Source organism: Acidovorax sp. CF316, from assembly GCF_000276605.1.
Lineage (GTDB): Bacteria > Pseudomonadota > Gammaproteobacteria > Burkholderiales > Burkholderiaceae_C > Acidovorax.
The window spans coordinates 41,831-64,977 of the sequence record NZ_AKJX01000099.1; the positions used below are offsets into that span (position 1 = coordinate 41,831).

Below are 23,147 nucleotides of genomic sequence, written 5' to 3' on the forward strand. Positions count from 1 at the left end.
AAACGGTATTTCTCACGCCCGCATCCCTTGACCATACTCAAGCCCCATAACAGGAGACAAGCGATGAACACCACCCGCCGCCAGTTCGCGGGCCAGCTGGGCGCCTCGGCCCTGGCCGCCCACAGCCCCTTTGCCTTCGCGCAGGACAGGACCATTCGCGTGCTCGTGGGCTACGCCGCGGGCGGCGCTGCCGACACCGTGGCCCGTGCCGTGGCCGAAGGCGTGCGCGGCCATGGCTTCAACATGCTGGTGGACAACAAGGGCGGTGCCGGTGGCCGGCTGGCCACCGAGGCCCTGGTGGCGGCCCCGTCCGACGGCGCCACCCTGCTCATGACGCCCATGGGCAACCTGACCCTGTACCCCCACGTCTTCAAGTCCCTGTCGTACGACCCGCTCAAGCAGTTCGTCGGCGTGGGCAAGGCCTGCAGCATGAGCTTTGCACTGGCGGTGGGCGCCAACAGCCCGGCGAAGACGCTCAAGGAGTTCCTGGACCTTGCGCGCAAGGACAATGCCCTGGCCGCCTACGGCACGCCCGGTGCGGGTACGGCCATGCACTTCATCGGCCAACTGCTGGGCAAGGCCGCCAAGGTGCCGCTGGCGCACGTGGCGTACCGTGGGGGCTCTGCCGCGGTGACCGACGCCATCGGCGGGGTTTTGCCCTGCGTGGTCACCACGCTGCCCAACCTGCTGCCCATGCACAAGTCGGGCAAGCTGCGCATCCTGGCGATCTCCGACGAGGCGCCGCTGGCCGCGCTACCCGGCGTGCCCACCTTCAAGTCGCTGGGCTACGGCGACCTGGCGATCACCGAGACCTTCGCCCTGTTCGCGCGGGCCGGCACGCCCGCGCCCCTGGTCGCGCAGCTCAACAAGAGCGTCACGGAGGCCATTCAATCCGAAAAGATCGCCTCGCTTCTGCACAAGCTTGAATACCAGCCCCAGACCGCCACCACCGAAGCCCTGGACCGGCAGCTGCGCGAAGACCATGCACGCTGGGGCCAGATCGTGAAGGCATCCGGCTACACACCTGAAGACTCGTGACCTGAAGAGAGACAACGAACCCATGCCACGCCGCAACGTCATCGTGATCATGTCCGACGAACATGATCCCCGCATCATGGGCTGTGCCGGCCATGCCTTCGTGAAGACGCCGCACCTGGACGCGCTGGCCGCGCGCGGTGTGCGCTTCACCGACGCCTACACCCCCAGCCCCATCTGTGTGCCCGCGCGCGCGGCCTTTGCCACCGGGCTGCGCGTGCACCAGACGCGCCACTGGGACAACGCCATGCCCTACGTGGGCGACCCGCGCGGCTGGGGCCATGTGCTGCAGCGCCAGGGCGTGCGCGTGGAGAGCATCGGCAAGCTGCACTACCGGGCCGAGGAAGACCCCGCCGGCTTCGACAAGGAGCACATCCCCATGCACGTGGTGGGCGGCCATGGCATGGTGTGGGCGTCCATCCGCGACCCCTATATTTCCAGCCCCAGCGGCAAGCGCATGCTGGGCGAGCACATCGGCGCCGGCGAGTCGCACTACACGGCCTACGACCGTGAGGTCACCGGCCGCGCGGTCGAATGGATCCGCGACGCCGGCACCCGCCCCGACGAGCCTTTCGTGCTCTACGTGGGCCTGGTGGCGCCGCACTTCCCGCTGGTCGCGCCCGAGGAGTTCTTCGCGCTGTACTCCAGCGAAGTGATGCCCGAACCCAAGCTGCAGCCCGCCAGCGGCTACCAGCGCCACCCCTGGGTGCAGGCGTATGCGGACTTCATGGACAACGAGGGCGAGTTCAAGAGCCCCGAGGAGCGGCGCCAGGCCTTCGTCGCCTACTACGCGCTGTGCAGCTTTTTGGACCACAACGTGGGCCGCATCACCGAGGCCCTGCGCGACGCGGGGCTGGAGGGCGACACCACCCTGGTCTACACCTCGGACCATGGCGACAACCTGGGCACGCGCGGGCTGTGGGGCAAGTCCACCCTGTACCAGGAGAGTGTGCGTGTGCCCATGCTCGTGGCGGGCCCGGGCGTGCAGCCCGGGGTGTGCGAGACGCCGGTCGACCTGCTCGACCTGTTCCCCACCATCCTGCAGGGCGTGGGCATCGACCCGGCGCCCGAGATGCAGGACCGGCCCGGCCGCTCGCTGCTGGACCTGGCGCAAGGCCCCGCCGAGCCCGAGCGCGTGGTCTTCAGCGAATACCACGCCGCCGGCAGCAACACGGCCGGCTTCATGGTGCGCAAGGGGCGCTACAAGTTCCACTACTACGTGCGCCACCGGCCAGAGCTGTTCGACCTGCAGGCCGACCCCGAAGAACTTGCCGACCTGGCGGGCGATCCCGCCCATGCCGATGTGCTGCGGGCCATGGAGGCCGAATTGCGCGCCATCTGCGACCCCGAGGCCGTGGACGCGCTCGCCAAGGCCGACCAGTTGCGCATGATCGAGCGCCTGGGCGGCGTGCAGGTGGCCTCGCGCATGGGGGCGGGGGGCGCCACACCCGTACCGCAGGAGGCGCTGGCCGCTGCCGAGGCCCGATGAAGGGGCCTGCCTGGCGGCATGAGGGCGAGGAGCCCGACTACCGCTTCACCCTGGCCAATGAGCGCACCTTCCTGGCGTGGATCCGTACCGCCCTCGCAGTGCTGGCGGGTGGCGTGCTGTTCGAGCAGTTCGCCACCCACCTGCAGCCGCGCCTGCTGGTGTCGGCGGTTGCATTGCTGATGTGCGCGCTGGCGGCCGCCCTGTGTGTGCTGGCCTACCGGCGCTGGCGCGCCAACGAGATTGCCATGCGTCGCAAGGGCGCGCTGCCCGCCACGGCGGCGCTGGCCGTGCTGGCGGCCGGCCTGTTCCTGGTGGCGGTGCTGCTGCTGGGCCTGGTGCTGTGGCTTTCGCGCTAGGGACTGCGCGCGATCCGGGCCTGCAGCCCGAGCGCACCAGCCTGGCCTGGACGCGCACGGCCCTGGCCGTGCTGCTGAACGCCCTGGTGGCGCTGCGCGGCGCCTGGATCGACGGGTCGGCCATGCTGCTGGCCACTGGCGCCGTGCTGGCGCTGGCGGCCTGCGCGCTGTACGGCTACGGCGTGCACCGCGGCCGCGTGCTGCTGGCCTGCGAGGGCCGGGTGCCCCACCCGGCCGGCCTGGTCTGGGTGGCTGCGTTGGTGCTGCTGGCCTGCACCACGGGGGCGGCGGGTGTCGCCTGGCACCTGCTGCATTAGAGTCTGGGTATGACCCCCCGCCAGCTCAAGTACTTCGTCGAGATCGCGCGGTCCGGCAGCATCACCACGGCCGCTGCCACTCTGCACATCGCCCAGCCGGCGCTGAGCCACCACATCGCGGCGATGGAGGAAGAGCTGGGCGTGGTGCTGCTGCAGCGCCATGCGCGGGGCGTGCGCCTCACCATGGAGGGGCAGCGCCTGTTTGACCGGGCGGCCTCCATCCTGCGGCAGATGGAGCGCCTGCGCGAGGACGTGCGCGACGCCGCCTCCGAGTTCCGCGGCGTGGTGCGCGCCTGCATCGTCGGGTCGGTGGCGCCCGTGCTGGTGGTGCCTCTGTACCGGCTGATCGAGGAGCGCGCGCCCGAGGTGCAGCTGCACCTGACCACCGCCATGTCGCGCGAGGCCCAGACCCTGGTGGAGGCGCGGCGCGTGGACCTGGCCCTGCTGCCCACGGCGTCCGAGATGGCCAAACTCGAATCCCGGCCCGCCTACGAGGAGGATTTCTGCCTGTTTGGCACCCGGGAGCAGATGGGCGATGCCACGGGCGACATCGCCTTCTGCGAGATTGGCGACCGCCCGCTGGTGGAGCCCGACCGCGAGCACGACCTGCGCAAGCTCATCGAGCGCACGGCTGTGGCGCTCGATCGCCCGCTCAACGTGCGCTACGAGGTGAACAGCTCCGACCTGCTGCGCAGCATGGTCTGCGGCGGGCTGGCCTTCGCGGTCATGCCGCGCAATTCCTTCCCGGCGTTCGAGGCGCGCGGCATCGTGGCCCGGCGCATCGTGGAGCCGGTCCTGAGCCGTACCCAGTCGGTGGTCTGGTCCATGGAGCAGCCGCTGACGCCAGCCGGCCACCTGGTGCGCGATGCGATGCTGGAACTCATCGGCCAGATGGTGCGCGAGGGCCAACTGGTGGGCCGTGCCCTGCCATGAGGTTTATCTGATGGTGCGTGGGTGCAAGGCGTATTTCTCCGCGTGCTTGTCTTTCCGTACAGTGCAATGACTTCAACGGAGACAAGTGCAATGCAGACGATATCGCGGCAGGATGTGCCGGTACAAGCTTTGGTGGATGCCCTGTCGGGCATTCTTTCAACCGCCCAGATCGTGCTGGACCCCGGCGTGGCTGCCAGCCATGCGGGCGACTGGAGCGAGGCGCCGCGCCGCGTGCCGGCCGTGGTGCTGTTCCCCCGCACCCCGCAGGAGGTGGCCGGTGTGCTCGCTGCGTGCAGCCGCTTGGGCCAGCCCGTGGCCATCCAGGGCGGGCTGACGGGGCTGGCCGGCGGGGCCACCCCTGCAGGCGTCGAGGTGGCCCTATCGCTGGCCAGGCTCAACGCCATCGAGGACATCGACACCGTGGGCGGCACGGCCGTGGTGCAGGCCGGCGTGGTGCTGGAGGAACTGCAGCAGCGGGTGGAAGCAGAGGGCTGGTCCTTCCCGCTCGACCTGGGGGCGCGCGGCTCGTGCCAGGTGGGCGGCAATGCAGCCACCAATGCCGGCGGCAACCGGGTGATCCGCTTCGGCACCATGCGCGACTTGGTGCTGGGGCTGGAGGTGGCGCTGCCCGACGGCCGGCTGATGACCATGCTCAACCGCGTGACCAAGAACACCACGGGCGTGGACCTCAAGCACCTGTTCATCGGAGCAGAGGGCACGCTGGGCGTGATCACGCGCTTGGTGCTCAAGCTCTCGCCCCGGGCCACGGCGGCCAATACGGCGCTGTGCGCGCTGCCCTCGTTCGATGCGGCCACGCGCCTGGTGCGCGACCTGCGCCGCGCGCTGCCCGCGCTGTCGGCCTTCGAGGTGATGTGGGCCGACTACCTGGAGGCGGCCATGGAGGTGACCCGGCTGCGCCAGCCCTTCGATGCACTCCACCCGGTCTATGTACTGGTCGAGACCCTGGGTGCCAACGACGAGCGCGACCGCGAGGCGCTGGAACGCGAACTGGGCGAGGCCCTGGAACAGGGCCTGATTTCCGACGTGGTGGTGGCCCAGTCGGTGGAAGACGGCAAGAAGCTCTGGGCCTATCGCGAATCCATCGGCGAGCTGCTGGGCCAGCTCAAGCCGTTTGCCGCCTTCGATGTGGGCATCCCCATGGCGGCCATGGACGCCTTCGTGGAATCGGTGGGGGCGGAACTCGAGCGCCGCTTTCCGGCGCAGCGGCACCTGTTCTTCGGCCACATTGGCGATGGCAACCTGCACGTGCTCTCGGGCCCGCACGCGTCGTCGGACAGCCTGCACGACGTGGAAGAGGTGGTCTATGCCGCCACCGGCCGTGTGGGCGGCTCCATTTCGGCTGAGCACGGCATCGGCGTGGTGAAGAAGGAATTCCTCGCCCACAGCCGCTCGCCGGTGGAGATCGAGCTCATGCACAGCCTCAAGGCGCTGCTCGACCCTTCCGGCATCCTGAACCCCGGCCGCATTCTGGAATAGCCGTCAGCCCATGACGACCGGGCCGCCCTTCTGGATGCCGCGCTGGTAGGCCGGGCGGGCCTCCATGCGCTTCTTGTAGGCCTGCAGGTTCGGGCAATTGCCGGCCTTTTCGGAGCGCGACAGGGCGGCCTCGACCGCAAAGCTCATCTGGAAATCGGCCATCGTCAGGTGCTCGCCAGCGAACCAGGTGTTCTTGCCCAGGTGGGCCTCCATGAAGTCCATGGCGGTGTTCACGTTCGGGTCCACCACCTTGTCGAGCACCTTGCCGCACAGGGCCTTGGCAATGGGCTTGACGAAGAAGGGCATGGGCTGGCGCGGGATGGTCATGAACACCAGCTTCATCACCAGCCAGTTCATCAGCGAGCCCTCGGCGTAGTGCATCCAGAAGCGGCACTGGCGGTACTCGGGCGTGCCGCGTGCGGGCTGCAGGTGGGCCAGCTCGCCCGTGGCCTGCGCGCCATAGGTTTCCACCAGGTATTCGATGATGGCGGCCGACTCGGCGATCACCTCGTCGCCATCCGTGATCACGGGCGACTTGCCCAGCGGGTGGATCTTCTTGAGCTCGGGCGGGGCCAGTTTGGTGGCCTTGTCGCGCTGGTAGATCTTGAGCTCGTAGGGCAGGCCCAGTTCTTCGAGCAGCCAGAGGACGCGCTGCGAGCGCGAGGTTTCAAGGTGGTGGACGGTGATCATGGCCGGATCTTAGGGCCTGTCCCCTGTCTTTTCGATGCCGGCAGTGTCGCCTGCACGATGCTGCGGCCAAACAGCCGCCGCTGCACTCAGTGGGCGTGTTGCCGAACGTCCACATGCTCGCGCAGGTAACGGGCGATGGCCTGGAGCACGCCGGCCAGGTCGCGCTGCACCGTCTCGAAGTGGGCGTTGCGCTCGCGGCTGGCCTCGTCCATGTAGACCGGCCTGCGGATCTCCACCTGCATGCTGTGCCGCTGCTGCGCGGGCTGGCCGATGCGGGCGATGAGCTGCACGCCCTTGTAGGGGTCGTTGCGCGCCACGGTGTAGCCGCGGGATTTCAGCTCCTTTTCGACCAGCTCCACGAACGCCGGTTCACAGGTGGTGCCGTCGCGGTCGCCCAGCACGAAGTCGGCCAGCGGGTGCACGCTCTGGATCTGCAGGCGCTCGTAGGCGTTGTTGGGCATGGAGTGCAGGTTCAGGTGCCAGACGGCACCGAAGCGCGCATGCGCCCGCGCGATGGCGGCCGCCAGCGCCGCATGGTAGGGCTGGTAGCAGCGCGCTATGCGGGCCTGCACCTCGGCAACCGACAGCCTGCGGTCGTAGATGGGCGTGGCGGCGTTCACGTTGCGCCAGATCAGCCCATAGCCCAGGCGGGTCTTTTCGCCGGGCGCCAGCGGCGTGGGCCATGGCGCGTCCAGCAAGGCCGGGTCCAGGTCGTCGAGCGTGCGGTTGGCATCGATGTAGCTGCGCGGGAAGTGTGCTTCCAGCAGGGTGGCGCCGACCTCGGGTGCGGCCTGCCAGAGTGCCTCCACGTGCGTGTCCTCGGCCGCGCGCAGCAGGGCGCGCGGCACCGCGTGGCCGAAGTCCGTGGGATAGGTGGTGCCGCTGTGCGGCGAGTCGCAGACTAGGGGAATGGCCGGCGTCACTGGTGCATGCAAGGTGAAGGTGGGGGCGTCGCTGTGCAGGTCCATGTGCATCATTCCGCAGTCAGTTTGGCGACCTTGGCCACGCGGGCATAGCGGTCCAGCGCCTGGCGGATCTGCGTACCGAACTGTGCGGGCGTGCCGGGGATCAGCGTGGCGCCGGCCTCGTCCATCTTCTTGATGAAGTCGGGGTGCTTCATGGCCGCGTGGATCGCCTGGTTGAGCCGGTTGACCACGGGCGTGGGCGTCCCCGCGGGCGCCACCACGCCGAACCAGCCACCGGCCCCCATTTCCTTGAAGCCCAGGTCGCCGTAGGTCGGCACGTCGGGCAGCAGGGGCGAGCGGGTGTCCGAGAGCACGGCCAGCGCCCGCAGGCGCCCGGCCTTGATGTGCGGCAGCGCCGACGGCAGGTTGTCGGTGATGCCATCGACCTGGCCCGCCACCGCGTCATTGAGCGCCATACCCGCGCCCTTGTAGGGGATGTGCAGCAGCTGGATCTTGGCCAGGCTGGAGAAATGCTCCACGTTGGCATGCCCGAGCGAGCCCGTGCCCGGGGACGCGAAGTTGTACTTGCCCGGGTTGGCACGGGCCAGCGCGATGAACTCCTGCATCGTCCTGGCGGGGAAATTGGCATTCACCGCGAACACGCTGGGCACCGTGGCCACGTTGGAGACCGGGGTGAAATCCTTCACCGGGTCGTATTTCATGCGGCTGCCGTAGGCCGCTGCGTTGGAGCCGTGCGTGCTCATGGTGGCCATGCCCAGGGTGTAGCCGTCGGCACGGGCCTTGGCCACCTGCTCCATGCCCAGCGAACCGCCGGCGCCGGCCTTGTTCTCCACCACGATGGGCTGGCCGAGCTCGCGCCCGGCGAATTCGGCGATCAGCCGCGCCGCCAGGTCGGTGGAGCCGCTGGGTGCAAAAGGCACGATCAGTTTGATCGGGCGGTCCGGGAAAGCAGCTTGCGCATGCACCGCGCCAGCCAGCGGTGTCAGGGCGAGGGCCAGCAACGCAGCCCTGCGGTGGAGGGAAGAAGGGGGGCGGATGCTTGCCATGGTGGGGTTTCTCTCGGTGACCAAAGGGTGCCGGCAAGTCTCTGGCGAACAGCCGCCCGCGGCAAACGACACTCCGGCATTCCTGTATTACCATTGGTCATACAACTCCCCACCTGGTTGCACCATGCGCCTGCATTCGCCGTCGATGTCCGAGCTGCACGCCTTCGTCACCGTGGTGCGCACGGGCAGCTTTTCGCGCGCCGCTGACGAGCTGTGCGTGACCCAGGGCGCCATCAGCCGGGCCGTGGCGCGGCTCGAGGGCCACTATGGCAAGGTGCTGCTCAAGCGCAGCGCGCAGCAGATGCAGCTGACCGAGTCGGGCGAGCAATTGCTGGCGGCCGTGCGCGAGCCGCTGGCCGCGATCGAGGCGGCCAGCGAGGCGCTGCGCGTGGGGCCCTCACGCACCACCGACCTGGTGCTGTCCGTGGTGCCCACGCTGGCCAGCGTGTGGCTGGTGCCGCGCCTGCCGGACTTCCAGGCCCGGCACCCGGAGGTGCGCGTGCGCTTCGTCCCCTACCGCAAGGACGAGGATTTTTCGGGTCCCACGCCGCATGCCGCCATCCTTACGGGCCTCGGTCCGGCGCAGTGGCCGGGATGGGAGTGCGACTACGTCATTGGCCGTGAGGTGGTGCCGGTGTGCCACCCCGCGCGCGCCGCGAGGCAGCGCTGGCAGCACCCGGCGGACTTGGCGGCCGAGCCGCTGCTGGCCCATTCCACCTCGCCCGGCAACTGGGCGCAGTGGTTGCGGGCCGCAGGCGCCACCGGGGCCGAGCCCGAGCTGTCGACGGTGTTCGACCAGGTGTCCATCCTGGTCCAGGCGGCCATGGCCGACATGGGGGTTGCGCTGGTGCAGCGCTGCCTGGTGCGGGCCGAACTCGATGCAGGGCGCCTGGTCACGCCGTTCGACCTGCCCATCAGCCTGCAGCGCGGCTACTTCCTGTGCCGCCTGCCCGGGCACCGCCCGGCAGCCAGCCTGCCGGTCTTTCGCCAGTGGCTGCTGGAGATGGCACGGCAGGACATTGCGGCCATGCCTGCGTGACGGGGGTCCAGGGTGTGTCGCAAGCCGGCCCGGAAAGCAAAAAGCCCTCGCGAGAGGGCTTTTTTGCAAGGTGCCGGCCGCAGCCGACCCGTGGCGATCTGGCGATCAGCCGCCCTTCTTGGAGCGCTTGCCAGGGTTCTTCTTGCTGCGCGTGGCAACGCCGCGCTCCAGGCTCACGCGTTGGCCGCGGCCGCCGGTGGGCAGTGTGTAGCCAGCCACGGGCGTGGGGCGGGGGGTGCGCTTGCGGTCTGCTTCGGTAACGATCTTGTTGCCCATGGAAATTCTCTGGAAAAAGATTGGTGGAAAAACGCGTATTAGGCCATAGGTCGGCACAAAAGCCCAGAACTGCGGTTTTTCCGGGCCCGCACCAGGGTGGTTGCAGGCCTTATTTGCCGGCAAACCGGGTGGCAAAAGCCGCCCCGTGGTCGGTGGACAGGGCCTCGCGGCAGTGGTGCGGCAGCACGAAGCCGCGGCCTGCATCCTCCACCGCCCTGGTGCGTATCACGGGCGGTTGGGCCCGCACGCCGCCAAAAATGGTGGCAAACGCCACGTCGGCCGCGTCGCGCCCGGTGCCAAAGCGGATCAGCCCCATGGGGATGGCGGTGCCCGAGGGGTCGAACAGGTACCAGCGGTCGCCCAGGTAGGCCTCCACGTAGGCGTGGAAATCGGGCGGCCCCAGGTTCGGGTCGGCGCCGTAGTCCGTGCCGGTGGTAAAGCGCGCCGGGATGTTCACTGCACGGCACAGCGAGATCATCAGGTGGGCGAAGTCGCGGCACACGCCGACCTTCTCCACCAGGGTGTCGACGGCCGAGGTGTTGGAGTTGGAGGTGTTGGACGTGAAGGCCACGTGCTTTTGCACCCAGTCGCGGATGGCCTGCACCCGGCTGTGACCCTGCCACAGGGCACCGAACTCGCTGAGCGCCAGGCGCAGCAAGCGGTCGGACTGGCAATAGCGGCTGGGGTAGATGTAGCCCATGACCTCCTGCGGCAGGCGCCGAACCGGCACTTCGGCCAGTTGCGAGGGATCGGTGCAGTGGTGGCTGATGTCCACCGTGGCCGAGTAGGCCACGCTCAGCGGCCCGGGCTCGCCGTGCAGGCGCAGGTAGCGGTTGCCGGTGGCGGGGTCGGTATGGATCTGCTGCGGCACGTCCTGGTTGATGACCAGGCGCTCGTTGCTGATCGCCTGGCTCGGTGTATGGGCCGCGTGGATGTTGAACACGAAGTCGGCGCCGTACTGGTCGATCTCGTAGTTCAGCTCGATCTCCAGCTCCAGCCGCACCTTGGTATGGGCCATGAACGGGGCGGCCGTGGCAGGCAGGGGGGCGGCTGATGCCGGGTGCAGGGAGACGCCCGGCTGTGGCTGCTGAGGCGGGTTGCCGGCTTCGCCATTGGCGGCAACGAACGGCAGGCGGGCTGCCAGGGGATTGAAAGGGGTTGCGATGGAGGACGCTTGCGCGAGCATGGTGGGGTCTCTCTGGAAGGGCTCGCGGCCTGCCACACCGGCATACCGCAGCACCACTGTCAGAGTAGGCGCCTGCCAGGGGTTTGTATGTAGGCAGACCGCCTGTCACCCCTGCAACCGGCGCTTACGCGCGGTGGGCAACAGGCGATCAGTCCACCCCGAAGGCCTCGCGCAGGGCGCCGCAAAAGGCGCTGCCACCGCTGATGGACAGGGTGACGGTGGTGCGCGCTGGGGCCGGTGTGCCCGCATGCACCGCAATGGTGCCGCTGGCGCTGTCGAATGCCAGCGCCAGCGGCGTTGCCACTTCCTGCACGGCAGAGAGGTCGTAGTCCCATTCACCGCCCTCGTCCGCCGGGCCCTGCGTGCCGGGGAACTGTACATGCGCCCATGCCAGCACCTGCGCGACCTCGGCCTGCACGGCCGGCAGCTGCGCCGGGCTGGCGGCTGCCATCGCATCGAAGGTGCCCGTGCCTTCGTAGTCTTCGCTGTAGTCGAAATCCAGGTAGTTCAGGGGCATGGCGGCAGTGGGGCAGGGCGGGAAAGGGCGTGCATTGTCTCAGCGGGGCGCGCGAATTCCTAGAATCGGCGTTTTCCTTGCCTTGCCCGGAACCCGAATCCATGCCCACCCCCCTGCTGCAGATCGACCGCCTGCGCTTTGCCTACCCCGAAGTCCCGCTGTTCGACGGCCTGTCTGCCCAGGTACCGCCTGGTGCCACCCTGGTGCTGGGGGCCGACAGCAGCGGCAAGACCACGCTCATGCGCCTGCTGGCCGGGGAGCTGGCCGCTGGTGCGGGCGAACTGGTGCTGCAAGGCGTTTCCCTGCAGGCGGCGCCGGCCGCCTACCGCGCCCTGGTCTTCTGGGGCGACCCGCGCTCCGGGGCGCTGGACGAGCAGGGCGTGCAGGACTGGCTGGCCGCGCTGCCCGCCCGCTACCCGCGCTTCGATGCGGCCGCGCTGGCCCGGCACATCGAGTGCTTCGACCTGCAGGAGCACCTGGCCAAGCGCTTCCTGATGCTGTCCACCGGCACCCGGCGCAAGGTGTGGACGGCTGGAGCCCTGGCCTCGGGTGCCGCGCTCACGCTGATCGACGAGCCCGTGGCAGGGCTGGACAAGCCCTCCATCCAGTACCTGCAGCAGGCCCTGGCCGCCCTGGCGGAGCAGCCGGACCGGGCCATCGTGGTCGCGCACTACGACGCGCTGGCGGGCGTGCCCTGGCAAAGCACCATCGCACTGCCCGACCGGTGAAGCCTGGGCGCTGACACGGGCATGCCATGGCCGTGCCCGGCCAGGGCCGCCCGCCCGCGTGGCGGCGCGCACTACTGCCGTCGTGCAGCGCAGCCCAGTGCCTTGTGGAGCGCATCCACATAGGCCTTCATCGTCGTGCCGCTGCCGTCTGCCAGCTCGTCCGGCAGCACGACCAGGAACTCGTCTTCGAGATGCATGGTGAGGCCGGGCAGGCGCTGGTCGCTGGCGCCCAGGTCTTCCACCAGGCGCAGGCCGGGTTGCAGGCGGGCCTTCGGGATCTTGAGGATGCGGACGATCGCCTTTTCGATGGCCGGGGCGGCCTGGTCGCATTTCGCTGCGTTGCTGGCGCCGCCGCCCTGGGCAAAAGCCGGGGCGTGCAGAAGGCCGATGGCGCAGCAGAACAAAACGGGCGCCAGCCAGGTGGGGGCGGCGGTGCGAAGCGTTGGCTCGGGAAATGGCATGGCTTGTCGGTGGGCAGGGCAGGGCAAGGATGGCTGGCTGGCAGGGTCGCGCCGGGCGCTGCGCGCAACCAGGGGCGGCCCCGAAAAGACCGCGGCAAGATCGTACACGCCATGGCCACCCCCGCTCGCCGGCCCGGCTGCCCTGCCGCAGCGCCTCGTCCGTCCACGATCGTTTCGGTCCCGCAAACGCGTGGTTCATTCCACAATGCAGAAAGCTGCTCGGCAAACCCTTCTGGCAAATACCAGCGCCCTGCAGCACCGCATGCAAAGCCCTAAACTGGTGGGCTGGGCCGCACCGGCGGCCGTTTTCTCTGGATATGCCTTCCCATGGACGCCCTGCTTTTCGCCCCCGTCGCCGTGGCCATCGCGCTGACGCCCGGCCCCAACAACTTCTGTGGTCTCAACAACGGCATCCGTGCCGGCGTGGGTGCGGCCCTGGTGGGTACCATCGGGCGGGCGGCGGCGTTTGCGATCTTTCTCACCGTGTCGGCCGTGGGACTGGGGGCCATGCTGCTGGCGTCCGAGGCGGCCTTCACCGCCGTGAAGTGGGTGGGGGCCTGCTACCTGTTCTGGCTGGGCTGGCGTGCCTGGCGCAGCCGCGAGTTCAATGGCCTGGAGGTTGTGGATGGGGCTGAGGTGGCTGCGAGCGCGGCGCCGGTGCGCCTGTGGTCACTGATCACGCAGGAATTCCTCCTGGGCATCACCAACCCCAAGGCCATCATTCTGTTCGCGGCCATCTTTCCGCAGTTCATCGACCCCACCCAGCCGGCGGCGCACCAGTTCCTGGTGCTGGGCAGCGTGTACCTGGCGGCCGAGTTCGTGGCCACGGCGGTGTATGCGGCCGGCGGGCGGCAGATCCGCCGCTTCATCCGCACCTCGCGCGGCGTGGTGCGCCTGAACAAGGCCACGGGCGGCTTCTTCATGGGCGCGGGCGGCCTGCTGCTGGCCACCAACCGCTGAGCCACACTGCGCTGGGTTTCTGCCTTGAAAACGCCGTAAAGCGGGGGTAAAGGCAGGGTAAATCCCGGCGCATGGGCTCCGGAGTGTCGCGGCGGGTGGCTACCATAGCCACGAATCCATTTGTTACGCCCACGATGCTGTCCCTTCGTTCTTCGCTTCGGCCCGCGCGGCCCTTCCTGCACCAGCAAGGGCGCGCCCTGTGGTGGGTGCTGCTGCTGGTGCTCATTGCGGCCGCCGTGGGTGGGGGGCTGTGGTGGAAGCAGCGCCAGGCGGCGCCGGCGCAGGCCGATGCGCCTGCAGGGCGCGGCGGCCCGGGCGGTCCCGGTGGCCGGGGGCCAGCACGCTTCAGTGCAGGCGGGCAGACGCAGCCGGTGTCGGTCGGCGTGGTGCGGCGCCAGGACGTGCGTGTGCAGGTCAATGCCATCGGCACCATGAGCGCACGCGCCACGGCTGTGGTGCGCGCCAAGGTCAGCGGCGAGCTGACCAGCCTGCGCTTCAAGGAGGGTGAGGAGGTCAAGGCCGGCCAGTTACTGGCCGAAATCGACCCCCGCAGCTACCAGGCATCGCTGAGCCAGGTGCAGGGCAACCTCGCGCGCGACCAGGCCCTGCTCAAGAATGCCCAGCTCGACCTCAAGCGCTACCAGGACCTGCTGGCCAAGGATTCCATCGCCAGCCAGCAGGTGGACACCCAGGCCGCCCAGGTGCGCCAGCTCGAAGGCACGGTGGCCGCCGACCAGGCCCAGGTGGATGCCGCCAAACTGCAGCTGAGCTACACCCGCATCACCGCGCCCATTGCCGGGCGCCTGGGCCTGCGCCAGGCCGACCGGGGCAACGTGGTCGGCCCTTCGGACGCCAACGGTATCGTCACCATCAACCTGGTGCGCCCCATCGACGCGGTGTTCTCCGTGCCCGAAGCGCACCTGGCGCAGATCAACCAGCGCCTGGGCGAGGGCGCCGAGCTGCCCGTGGAACTGTGGGACCGCGAGCAAAAGCGCCGCCTGGGCCGCGGCAAGGTGGGTGCGCTGGACAACGCCATCGACGCCACCACCGGCACCATCAAGGTCAAGGCCACCTTCGGCAACGAAGACGGCACCCTGTTCCCCAACCAGTTCGTCAACGTGCGCCTGCAGGTCAACCTGCTGCAGGACGCGGTCACCGTGCCGGGCACGGCCATCCAGAACAACTACGTCTACCTGGTGCAGCCCGATGGCACGGTGACGCAGCGGCGCATCCGCGTGGGCGTGGCCGACGGCGACCGCGTGGCGGTCGAGGGCGAGCTCAAGGACGGCGACCAAGTGGTGGTAGACGGCATTGACCGCCTGCGCGAAGGCGCCAAGGTGGCCGTGATCGATTCGGGCGCCGCCGCCCGCGCCGACGAAGCCGCGCAGGACGCCGGCGCGCGGCGCGCCGCGATGATGCGCAACCTGACGCAGGAAGAGCGCGACAAGCTCGCCAAGATGACGCAGGAGGAACGCCGCGCCTTCTTCCGCAGCAAGCGCAACCAGCCCGGTGCCGCCGGGCCTGCGGGCGCAGCCAGTGGCACGGTGGGCGGTGAGGCGGCTGCGCCTGCGGCCGGTGCCTCGGCCCCTGCGCCGGGTGCGTCGCGCCCTGCCAGTGGCCGCAGCGCCGAAGGCCCCCGGGGCGCGCAGGACGGTGCGCCGCGTGAAACGCCCGGCCCGCGCGCTGACGGCGGCCCGCGTGCCGAAGGCGGTGCCCCCGATGGTGAGCGCCGCCCCGGCATGTCGCCCGAGGTGCGGGCCCTGCTCGAAAAGATGAGCCCCGAGGAGCGTCAGAAGCTGCAGGCCATGGCGCCCGACGAGCGCCGCGCCTACATCCGCGGCAAGATGCAGGCCGCCGGTGTCGCGGCCCCTGGCGCCGCAGCCTCGCGCTGATGCCGTCCCGACTCCTCTGAAGCGGGCACCGCCGCCATGAACCTTTCGCGCATCTTCATCCTGCGCCCCATCGCCACCTCGCTGCTGATGGTGGCGCTGCTGATCGCAGGCCTTTTGGCCTATCGGCTGCTGCCCATTTCGGCCCTGCCCGAGGTGGATTACCCCACCATCCAGGTCACCACGCTGTACCCGGGCGCCAGCCCCGACGTGATGACCTCCAACGTCACCGCGCCGCTGGAGCGCCAGTTCGGCCAGATGCCGGGGCTGGAGCAGATGTCCTCCACCAGCTCGGGCGGGGCCTCGGTCATCACCCTGCGCTTTGCGCTGGACATGGCCATGGACGTGGCCGAGCAGCAGGTGCAGGCGGCTATCAATGCCGGCAGCAACCTGCTGCCCAATGATTTGCCCATGCCGCCCATCTACAGCAAGGTGAACCCGGCGGACGCACCCATCCTCACGCTGGCCATCACCTCGCCCTCGCTGCCGGTGATCCGCGTCAACGACCTGGTGGAAAACCGCCTGGCGCCCAAGCTCTCGCAGGTCAAGGGCGTGGGCCTGGTGGCCATTGCGGGCGGGCGCCGGCCGGCCGTGCGCATCCAGGTCAACCCGGTGGCGCTGGCCGCCGTGGGCATGACGCTGGAGGACGTGCGCGGCGTGATCGCGGCCTCCAACACCAAGCAGGCCAAGGGCGGCTTCGACGGGCCGGCGCGCGCATCGACCATCGATGCCAACGACCAGCTGCAGTCCGCCGCCGAGTACCAGAATCTGGTGATCGCGCTGCGCAACGGCACACCCGTGCGCCTGCGCGACGTGGCCACCACGGTGGACGACGCCGAGAACGCCCGCCTGGCCGCCTGGGCCGGCACGCCCGAGACGGGGGCGCGCGCCGGGGTGATCCTCAACATCCGGCGCCAGCCCGGCGCCAACGTGATCGAGACGGTGGACCGCATCAAGGCCTTGCTGCCCCAGCTGCAGAGCACACTGCCGGCCTCGCTGGACGTGCAGATCCTGACCGACCGCACGGTGACCATCCGCTCCTCGGTCAAGGACATGCAGGTCGAGCTGGCCCTGGCCATCGGCCTGGTGGTGGCCGTGATCTTCGTCTTCCTGCGCAGCGCCTCGGCCACGCTGATCCCCAGCGTGGCGGTGCCGCTGTCGCTGGTGGGTACCTTCGGCATCATGTACCTGGCGGGGTTCTCCATCAACAACCTCACGCTGATGGCGCTCACCATCTCCACCGGCTTCGTGGTGGACGATGCCATCGTGATGATCGAGAACATCGCGCGCTACGTGGAAGACGGCGAGCACCCGCTGCAGGCCGCGCTCAAGGGCGCCAAGCAGATCGGATTCACCATCATCTCGCTGACCATTTCGCTGATCGCGGTGCTGATCCCGCTGCTCTTCATGGGCGACGTGGTGGGCCGGCTGTTCCATGAGTTCGCGATCACCATGGCCGTGGCCATCCTGATCTCGGCCGTGGTCTCGCTCACGCTCACGCCCATGCTGTGCGCGCGCCTGTTGCGCCACACGCCCGAGGAAAGCCATGGCCGCCTGTACCAGGCCACGGGCCGCTTCTTCGACCGCACCATCGCCCAGTACGGCCGCGCGCTGAACTGGGTGCTGGGCCACCAGCTGCTGACCTGGGTGGTGTTCATCGCCACGCTGGCGCTCACGGTGCTGCTGTACATGGTGGTGCCCAAGGGCTTCTTCCCCGTGCAGGACACGGGCACGCTGCAGGCGACCACCGAGGCTGACCAGTCGATCTCGTTCGCAGCCATGGCCGAGCGCCAGCAGCAGCTGGCCGAGCGCATCCTGCGTGACCCTGCGGTGAAAAGCGTCTCGTCCTTCATCGGCGTGGACGGCGCCAACACCACGCTCAATACCGGGCGCCTGCTGATCGACCTGAAACCCCATGGCGAGCGCGACAAGGCGTCCACCGTGGTGCGCCGCCTGGCCGACGACACGGCCGACCTGCCGGGCATCCGCCTGTACGCCCAGCCGGTGCAGGACCTGACCATCGAAGACCGCGTGGCGCGCACGCAGTACCAGTTGCTGATCTCCTCGCCCGATTCCGCGCAACTGCAGGCCAGCACCGCCGACCTGGTGCGCCGCATGCGCGGCCTGCCGCAACTGGCCGACGTGGCCAGCGACCTGCAGAGCCAGGGCCTGCAGGCTTTCGTGCAGATCGATCGGGCCCAGGCCAGCCGCCTTGGCGTGACGGTCTCGGGCATCGACACGGCGCTGTACAACGCCTTCGGGCAGCGGCTCATCTCCACCATCTTCACCCAGTCCAACCAGTACCGCGTGGTGCTGGAGGTGGCGCCGCAGTTCAAGGTGGGGCCCGAGGCGCTGAACAACATCTACGTCACCTCCACGGCCGGCAAGCCGGTGGCGCTGTCCACCGTGGCGCGCATCGAGGAGCGGCCCATGGCCCTGGGCGTGAACCACGTGGGCCAGTTGCCCGCGGCCACCATCTCCTTCAACACCGCGCCGGGCGTGGCGTTGGGCGACGCGGTCAAGGCCATCCAGGCCGAGCAGGCCGGCGCCAAGGAGGCGGGCCTGTTGCCGCTGTCGGTGGAGACCAGCTTCCAGGGCGCGGCGCTGGCCTTCCAGGCTTCGCTGTCGAACACGCTGCTGCTCATCTTGGCGGCGGTGGTCACCATGTACATCGTGCTCGGCGTGCTGTACGAGAGCACCATCCATCCGGTCACCATCCTCTCCACCCTGCCCTCGGCTGGCGTGGGCGCGCTACTGGCGCTGCTGGTCACGGGGCTCGACGTGGACATCATCGCCATCATCGGCATCGTGCTGCTCATCGGCATCGTCAAGAAGAACGCGATCATGATGATCGACTTCGCGCTGGAGGCCCAGCGCGACCAAGGCCTGCCCGCGCGCGAAGCCATCTACCAGGCCTGCCTGCTGCGCTTTCGCCCCATCCTGATGACCACGCTGGCGGCGCTGCTGGGTGCGCTGCCGCTGATGCTGGGCACGGGCGTGGGCAGCGAGCTGCGCCATCCACTGGGCGTGACCATGGTGGGGGGGCTCATCGTGAGCCAGTTGCTGACCCTGTTCACCACGCCGGTGATCTACCTGACCTTCGAGAACGCGGCCGAGCGCTGGCGTGCGCGCCGCGCGGCCAAGGCAGCACAGGCCGAAGGGGCCAGCCATGCGTAGCCTGGCCCGCCAGGGCGAGGGGGTGCTGTGAGCATCTCCACCCCCTTCATCCACCGGCCCATCGCCACCATGCTGCTGACCATCGGCCTGGCGCTGGCGGGGGCGGTGTCGTACTTCCTTTTGCCCGTGGCGCCGCTGCCGCAGGTGGACTACCCGACCATTTCGGTCTCGGCCAGCCTGCCCGGGGCCAGCCCTGACACCATTGCCGCCACCGTGGCCACGCCGCTGGAGCGGGCGCTGGGCGCGATCGCGGGCGTCAACGAGATCACCTCCCGCTCCACGCTGGGCAGCACCTCCATCACGCTGCAATTCGACCTGAGCCGCACGGTGGACAGCGCCGCGCGCGACGTGCAGGCGGCCATCAACGCCTCGCGCACGCTGCTGCCCACGGGCATGCCGAGCAACCCGACCTACCGCAAGGTGAACCCGGCCGATTCGCCCATCATGATCCTGGCGCTCACGTCGGATTCGCTCACGCGCGGGCAGATGTACGACGCGGCCTCCACCGTCATGGCGCAAAAACTCTCGCAGGTCGAGGGCGTGGGCCAGGCCTCCATCAGCGGCGGCGCGCTGCCGGCCGTGCGCGTGCAGCTCGACCCGCTGCGCCTGGCGGCCAACGGCGTCTCGCTGGAGCAGGTGCGTGCGGCCATCACCAGCACCAATGCCAACCGCCCGCTCGGCTCGGTGGAGCGCGAGGACCACTACTGGCAGGTGACCGCCAACGACCAGGCCCGCGTGGCGGCCGACTATGCGCCGCTGGTGCTGCGCTGGAAGGACGGCAACGCCATCCGCCTGGCCGATGTGGCCCAGGTCACCGACTCGGTGCAGGACGTGCGCAACTTCGGCGTGGCCAACGGCAAGCCGGCCATCCTGCTGCAGGTGTACAAGCAGCCGGGCGCCAACATCCTCGAAGCGGTGGAGCGCGTGCGCGCGCTGCTGCCGGCGCTCAAGGCCTCCATCCCGGCCGCCATCGACATCGAGATCGTCTCGGACCGAACGCCCACGCTGCGCGCCTCGGTCAAGGAGGTGGAGCGCGCCCTGGCCATCGCCGTGGCGCTGGTGATCCTGGTGGTGTTTTTGTTCCTGCGCAATGCGCGCGCCACGCTCATCCCCAGCGTGGCGGTGCCGGTGTCGCTGGCCGGTACCTTTGGCATCATGTACCTGGCGGGCTACACGCTCGACAACCTCTCGCTCATGGCGCTCACCGTGGCCACCGGTTTCGTGGTGGACGATGCCATCGTGGTGCTCGAGAACATCATGCGCCACATGGAGCGCGGCAAGACGGCGCTGCAGGCCTCGCTCGACGGGGCGCGCGAGATTGGCTTCACCGTGGTGTCCATGAGCATTTCACTGATCGCGGTGTTCGTGCCCATTTTGTTCATGGGCGGCATCGTAGGGCGGTTCTTCCGCGAGTTCGCCATCGTCATGTCGGCCGCCATCCTGGTGTCGCTCCTGGTCTCGCTGACCACCACGCCCATGATGTGCGCAGCCCTGCTCAAGCAGCACCGGGCCCCCAAGGTGCAGAGCCCGTCCCGCTGGGCGCGTTTTTCGCGCTGGGTCGATCGGCTGCAGGACCGCGCCCTGCGCGCTTACCGCCGCAGCCTGGCCTGGTGCCTGCGCCACCAGCCCGTGGTGCTGCTGGTGCTGGCCGGCGTGGTGGCCAGCAATGTGTACCTGTACACCGCCATCGACAAGGGCTTCATGCCCGAGCAGGACACGGGCCGCATCTCGGGCTTCATCCGGGCCGACCAGGCCACCTCGTTCCAGGCCATGGAGCAGCGGCTGCAGCGCTTTCTGGCCATCGTGCAGGCCGACCCGGCCGTGGAGCATGTCACCGGCTTCACGGGCGGCTGGCAGCGCAATGCGGCCATGATGTTCATGTCGCTCAAGCGCGGGCCGGGGCAGGAAAGCTCCGAGGTGGTGATCAACCGCCTGCGCGAGCAGCTCAAGAACGAGCCCGGCGCGCGTTTGTTCATGACACCCCAGCGCGACATCCGCATCGGCGGGCGGCAGAGCAGTGCCTCGTTCGACTACACGCTGCAGGCCGACGATATCGCCGAGCTGCGCACCTGGGAGCCGCGCATCCGCCAGGCCCTGTCGCAGCTGCCCGAACTGGAAGACGTGAACAGCGACGTGCAGGACTACGGCCTGCAGACCACGCTGGTGATCGACCGCGACGCGGCGTCGCGCCTGGGGCTCACGGTGTCGACCATCGACGCGACCCTGAACGACGCCTTCGGCCAGCGCCAGGTGGGCGTGATCTACAACCCGCTCAACCAGTACCGCGTGGTGATGGAGGCCGCGCCCCAGTACCTGCAGGACCCCGAGACCCTGCGCAGCTTCTTCTTCGTGAACAACCAGGGCCAGCAGATCCCGCTCACGGCGTTTGCGCGCATCACGCAGACCAACACGCCGCTGTCGGTCAGCCACGACCGGGGCACGCCGGCCAGCACGGTGAGCTTCAGCCTGGCGCCCGGCGTCTCGCTCTCGCAAGCCACCGATGCGGTGCACAACGCGGTGTCCGAACTGGGCGTGCCCGTGGGCATCCGCGGCACCTTCGGCGGCACGGCGGGGGCCTTCCAGGATGCGCTGGCGGGGCAGCCCCTGCTGATCCTGGCGGCCATCATCACCATCTACCTGGTGCTGGGCATCCTGTACGAGAACCTGGTGCACCCGCTCACCATCTTGTCCACGCTGCCCTCGGCCGGCGTGGGGGCGTTGCTGGCGCTGATGCTGTTCAAGACCGAGTTCTCGCTGATCGCGCTGATCGGGGTGATATTGCTCATCGGCATCGTCAAGAAGAATGCGATCATGATGATCGACTTCGCACTGGTGCGCCAGCGTGGCGGGCATGTGAGCGCCGCCCAAGCCATCTACCGCGCCTGCAACCTGCGCCTGCGCCCCATCCTCATGACCACCATGGCGGCCATCTTCGGCGCGCTGCCGCTGGCCCTGGGCCGGGCCGACGGCGCCGAGCTGCGCCAGCCCCTGGGCATTGCCATCGTGGGCGGACTGCTGTTCAGCCAGGTGCTGACGCTCTACACCACGCCCGTGGTCTACGTGGCGCTGGACCGCCTGCGCATGGGCGCCCACCGCATGGCGCGCCGCTGGCGCCGCAGCCACCCGGCGCCATCCGCCGGTGCCGCAGCGGCGTTCCAAGGAAACGATTGATGCCTTCGACACTTTTCTTCCCTTCCCCCGCACGCCTGGCGCTGTCGCTGGCCGTGCTCGCCCTGCTCGGCGCCTGCGCCAACCAGCAGGCCTACGAGCGCCCGGCCATGGACATCCCACCGGCGTTCAAGGAGAGCGGCGCTGCGGCCCAAGGCCTGTGGCAGCCGGCCCAGCCCGGCGGCGGCGAGGCCGTGCCGGCAGCATGGTGGTCGCTGTATGGCGACGCGACGCTCGATGCGTTGCAAAAGCAGGCTGCCGCCGGCAACCAGAACATCGCGCAGAGCTTGGCGCGCCTGCGCGCCGCGCAGGCGGCCGTGGCCAGCAGCAGCGCCAGCCTGCTGCCCAACCTGGGCGCCAGCGCCAGCAGTTCGCGCGCGCGCAGCGGCAGCACGCTGCAGGCCGATGGCAGCAGCAATGCGCGCATCAGCACCAGCCATTCGCTGGGCTTGAATGCGAGCTGGGAGCTGGACCTGTGGGGCCGCATCTCGGGCACGGTGGACGCTGCGCGCGCCAGCGCCCAGGCCAGCGCCGATGACCTGGCCGCCATGCGCCTGTCGGTGCAGGCTACGGTGGCGCAGACCTATTTCTCTTTGCGCGCGGCCGAGGCCCAGGCCCGGCTGCTGCGCGAGACGCTGGATGCCTATGCGCGCAGCTGGGAGCTCACGCGCAACCGCCAGGCGGCGGGCGTGGCCTCGCTGGCCGACGTGGCCCAGGCCGAGGCGCAGTACAAGGGCACCCAGGTGCAGCTGCTCGAATCCGAGACCAACCGCAGCCAGCTCGAACATGCGCTGGCCGCCCTGGTGGGCCAGGCGCCCGCGGCCTTCAGCCTGCCGGCCACGGCCGAGCTGCCGGCCCCGCCACCCGTGCCGGCGCAACTGCCCTCGCAGTTGCTGGAGCGCCGCCCCGACATCGCCGCGGCCGAGCGCCGCGTGGCCGCAGCCAACGCACAGATCGGCGTGGCGCGCGCGGCCTTCTTCCCGGCGCTCACGCTGTCGGGCTCGGCCGGCTACCGGGGCTCGGAGCTCTCCAACCTGCTGAGCGCGCCCAACCTGTTCTGGTCGCTGGGCCCGGCGCTCGCGGTTTCGCTGTTCGATGGCGGCGCGCGCAATGCCGCGGTGGAGTCGGCCCGCGCCAGCAACGAACAGGCCGCGGCCGCCTATCGCCAGACCGTGCTCACGGCGCTGCAGGAGGTGGAGGACAACCTCACGGCCGCTACCGCCCTGGCGCAGGAGCAGCAGCTGCAGGCCGAGGCCCTGGCCGCCTCCCAGCGCGCGCTGGACGTGGTGAACAACCAGTACCGTGCGGGTACCGTGGGCTTTCTCAACGTGATCACGGCCCAGGCCTCGGTGCTGTCCTCGCAGCGCAGCCTGATCGACGTGAAGAACCGCCGTCTCGCGGCCGTGAACATCCTGCTCAAGAACGTCGCGGGGAACTGGGAGCCGCTTGCCAGGTGA

20 protein-coding genes are annotated in these 23,147 nt (G+C 69.4%); 13 read left to right on the top strand and 7 right to left on the bottom strand.

Annotated elements, in window-relative coordinates; genetic code table 11:
* Window positions 1-63 precede the first annotated feature (63 nt).
* The 6 genes from PMI14_RS10030 to PMI14_RS10055 all read left to right on the top strand — a co-directional run bounded on the left by PMI14_RS10030 (window position 64) and on the right by PMI14_RS10055 (window position 5,627).
* A complete protein-coding gene (locus tag PMI14_RS10030) occupies window positions 64-1,038 on the top strand; it encodes a tripartite tricarboxylate transporter substrate binding protein (protein ID WP_007853488.1) in 975 nt (324 codons plus the stop codon).
* Between the two features lie 22 nt (window positions 1,039-1,060).
* A complete protein-coding gene (locus PMI14_RS10035) occupies window positions 1,061-2,524 on the top strand; it encodes a sulfatase-like hydrolase/transferase (protein ID WP_007853492.1) in 1,464 nt (487 codons plus the stop codon).
* Window positions 2,521-2,880 (top strand): YidH family protein, encoded by a 360-nt coding sequence (locus tag PMI14_RS10040; RefSeq protein WP_007853495.1) that lies wholly within the window; start codon window positions 2,521-2,523, stop codon window positions 2,878-2,880. Before PMI14_RS10035 ends, PMI14_RS10040 begins: the two co-directional genes overlap by 4 nt.
* Window positions 2,865-3,197: a DUF202 domain-containing protein gene (locus PMI14_RS10045; protein ID WP_007853498.1), complete on the top strand. Its 333-nt coding sequence runs from the start codon at window positions 2,865-2,867 to the stop codon at window positions 3,195-3,197. The genes PMI14_RS10040 and PMI14_RS10045 overlap by 16 nt, the downstream gene beginning before the upstream one ends.
* Window positions 3,198-3,206: 9 nt before the next feature.
* The gene (locus PMI14_RS10050) at window positions 3,207-4,130 is read left to right on the top strand and encodes a LysR family transcriptional regulator (protein WP_007853501.1); all 924 of its coding nucleotides are present in this window, start codon (window positions 3,207-3,209) and stop codon (window positions 4,128-4,130) included.
* Window positions 4,131-4,220: 90 nt separating this feature from the next.
* Window positions 4,221-5,627 carry an FAD-binding oxidoreductase gene (locus PMI14_RS10055; protein WP_007853513.1) on the top strand — a complete coding sequence of 469 codons (1,407 nt, stop codon included), beginning with the start codon at window positions 4,221-4,223 and terminating at the stop codon, window positions 5,625-5,627.
* Window positions 5,628-5,630: 3 nt separating this feature from the next.
* On the opposite strand, the gene PMI14_RS10060 is transcribed toward PMI14_RS10055, so the two are convergent.
* The 3 genes from PMI14_RS10060 to PMI14_RS10070 all read right to left on the bottom strand — a co-directional run bounded on the left by PMI14_RS10060 (window position 5,631) and on the right by PMI14_RS10070 (window position 8,289).
* Window positions 5,631-6,317: a glutathione S-transferase family protein gene (locus PMI14_RS10060; RefSeq protein WP_007853516.1), complete on the bottom strand. Its 687-nt coding sequence runs from the start codon at window positions 6,315-6,317 to the stop codon at window positions 5,631-5,633.
* Window positions 6,318-6,403: 86 nt separating this feature from the next.
* Window positions 6,404-7,285: an N-formylglutamate amidohydrolase gene (locus tag PMI14_RS10065; RefSeq protein WP_007853521.1), complete on the bottom strand. Its 882-nt coding sequence runs from the start codon at window positions 7,283-7,285 to the stop codon at window positions 6,404-6,406.
* Window positions 7,286-7,290: 5 nt separating this feature from the next.
* Window positions 7,291-8,289, bottom strand: a complete 999-nt coding sequence (locus PMI14_RS10070; RefSeq protein WP_007853526.1) for a tripartite tricarboxylate transporter substrate binding protein — start codon at window positions 8,287-8,289, stop codon at window positions 7,291-7,293.
* Between the two features lie 124 nt (window positions 8,290-8,413).
* On the opposite strand from PMI14_RS10070, the gene PMI14_RS10075 reads away from it, so the two are divergent.
* On the top strand, window positions 8,414-9,328 hold the full coding sequence (locus PMI14_RS10075; protein ID WP_007853531.1) for a LysR substrate-binding domain-containing protein: 915 nt from the start codon (window positions 8,414-8,416) through the stop codon (window positions 9,326-9,328).
* 105 nt (window positions 9,329-9,433) lie between these two features.
* Here PMI14_RS10075 and PMI14_RS35305 read toward each other — a convergent pair whose 3' ends face one another.
* The 3 genes from PMI14_RS35305 to PMI14_RS10085 all read right to left on the bottom strand — a co-directional run bounded on the left by PMI14_RS35305 (window position 9,434) and on the right by PMI14_RS10085 (window position 11,307).
* Window positions 9,434-9,604 (bottom strand): hypothetical protein, encoded by a 171-nt coding sequence (locus tag PMI14_RS35305; RefSeq protein ID WP_007853534.1) that lies wholly within the window; start codon window positions 9,602-9,604, stop codon window positions 9,434-9,436.
* 109 nt (window positions 9,605-9,713) lie between these two features.
* Window positions 9,714-10,622 (bottom strand): transglutaminase family protein, encoded by a 909-nt coding sequence (locus tag PMI14_RS10080; protein ID WP_035203162.1) that lies wholly within the window; start codon window positions 10,620-10,622, stop codon window positions 9,714-9,716.
* 316 nt (window positions 10,623-10,938) lie between these two features.
* Window positions 10,939-11,307 (bottom strand): hypothetical protein, encoded by a 369-nt coding sequence (locus tag PMI14_RS10085; RefSeq protein WP_007853544.1) that lies wholly within the window; start codon window positions 11,305-11,307, stop codon window positions 10,939-10,941.
* A 101-nt stretch (window positions 11,308-11,408) separates the two neighbouring features.
* Between PMI14_RS10085 and PMI14_RS10090 the strand changes: the two genes are divergently transcribed.
* Window positions 11,409-12,035: an ABC transporter ATP-binding protein gene (locus PMI14_RS10090; RefSeq protein WP_007853551.1), complete on the top strand. Its 627-nt coding sequence runs from the start codon at window positions 11,409-11,411 to the stop codon at window positions 12,033-12,035.
* A gap of 71 nt (window positions 12,036-12,106) precedes the next feature.
* On the opposite strand, the gene PMI14_RS10095 is transcribed toward PMI14_RS10090, so the two are convergent.
* A complete protein-coding gene (locus tag PMI14_RS10095) occupies window positions 12,107-12,496 on the bottom strand; it encodes a hypothetical protein (protein ID WP_007853558.1) in 390 nt (129 codons plus the stop codon).
* 327 nt (window positions 12,497-12,823) lie between these two features.
* Between PMI14_RS10095 and PMI14_RS10100 the strand changes: the two genes are divergently transcribed.
* The 5 genes from PMI14_RS10100 to PMI14_RS10120 all read left to right on the top strand — a co-directional run bounded on the left by PMI14_RS10100 (window position 12,824) and on the right by PMI14_RS10120 (window position 23,147).
* Entirely contained in the window at window positions 12,824-13,456 is a 633-nt protein-coding gene (locus PMI14_RS10100; RefSeq protein WP_007853560.1) for a LysE family translocator, read from the top strand.
* Between the two features lie 134 nt (window positions 13,457-13,590).
* Window positions 13,591-15,348 (top strand): MdtA/MuxA family multidrug efflux RND transporter periplasmic adaptor subunit, encoded by a 1,758-nt coding sequence (locus tag PMI14_RS10105; protein WP_007853562.1) that lies wholly within the window; start codon window positions 13,591-13,593, stop codon window positions 15,346-15,348.
* A 36-nt stretch (window positions 15,349-15,384) separates the two neighbouring features.
* Window positions 15,385-18,522 carry an MdtB/MuxB family multidrug efflux RND transporter permease subunit gene (locus PMI14_RS10110; protein ID WP_007853564.1) on the top strand — a complete coding sequence of 1,046 codons (3,138 nt, stop codon included), beginning with the start codon at window positions 15,385-15,387 and terminating at the stop codon, window positions 18,520-18,522.
* 27 nt (window positions 18,523-18,549) lie between these two features.
* Window positions 18,550-21,693 carry an efflux RND transporter permease subunit gene (locus tag PMI14_RS10115; protein ID WP_007853567.1) on the top strand — a complete coding sequence of 1,048 codons (3,144 nt, stop codon included), beginning with the start codon at window positions 18,550-18,552 and terminating at the stop codon, window positions 21,691-21,693.
* Complete coding sequence (locus PMI14_RS10120) at window positions 21,693-23,147, top strand: efflux transporter outer membrane subunit (protein WP_007853571.1); 1,455 nt, start codon at window positions 21,693-21,695, stop codon at window positions 23,145-23,147. Before PMI14_RS10115 ends, PMI14_RS10120 begins: the two co-directional genes overlap by 1 nt.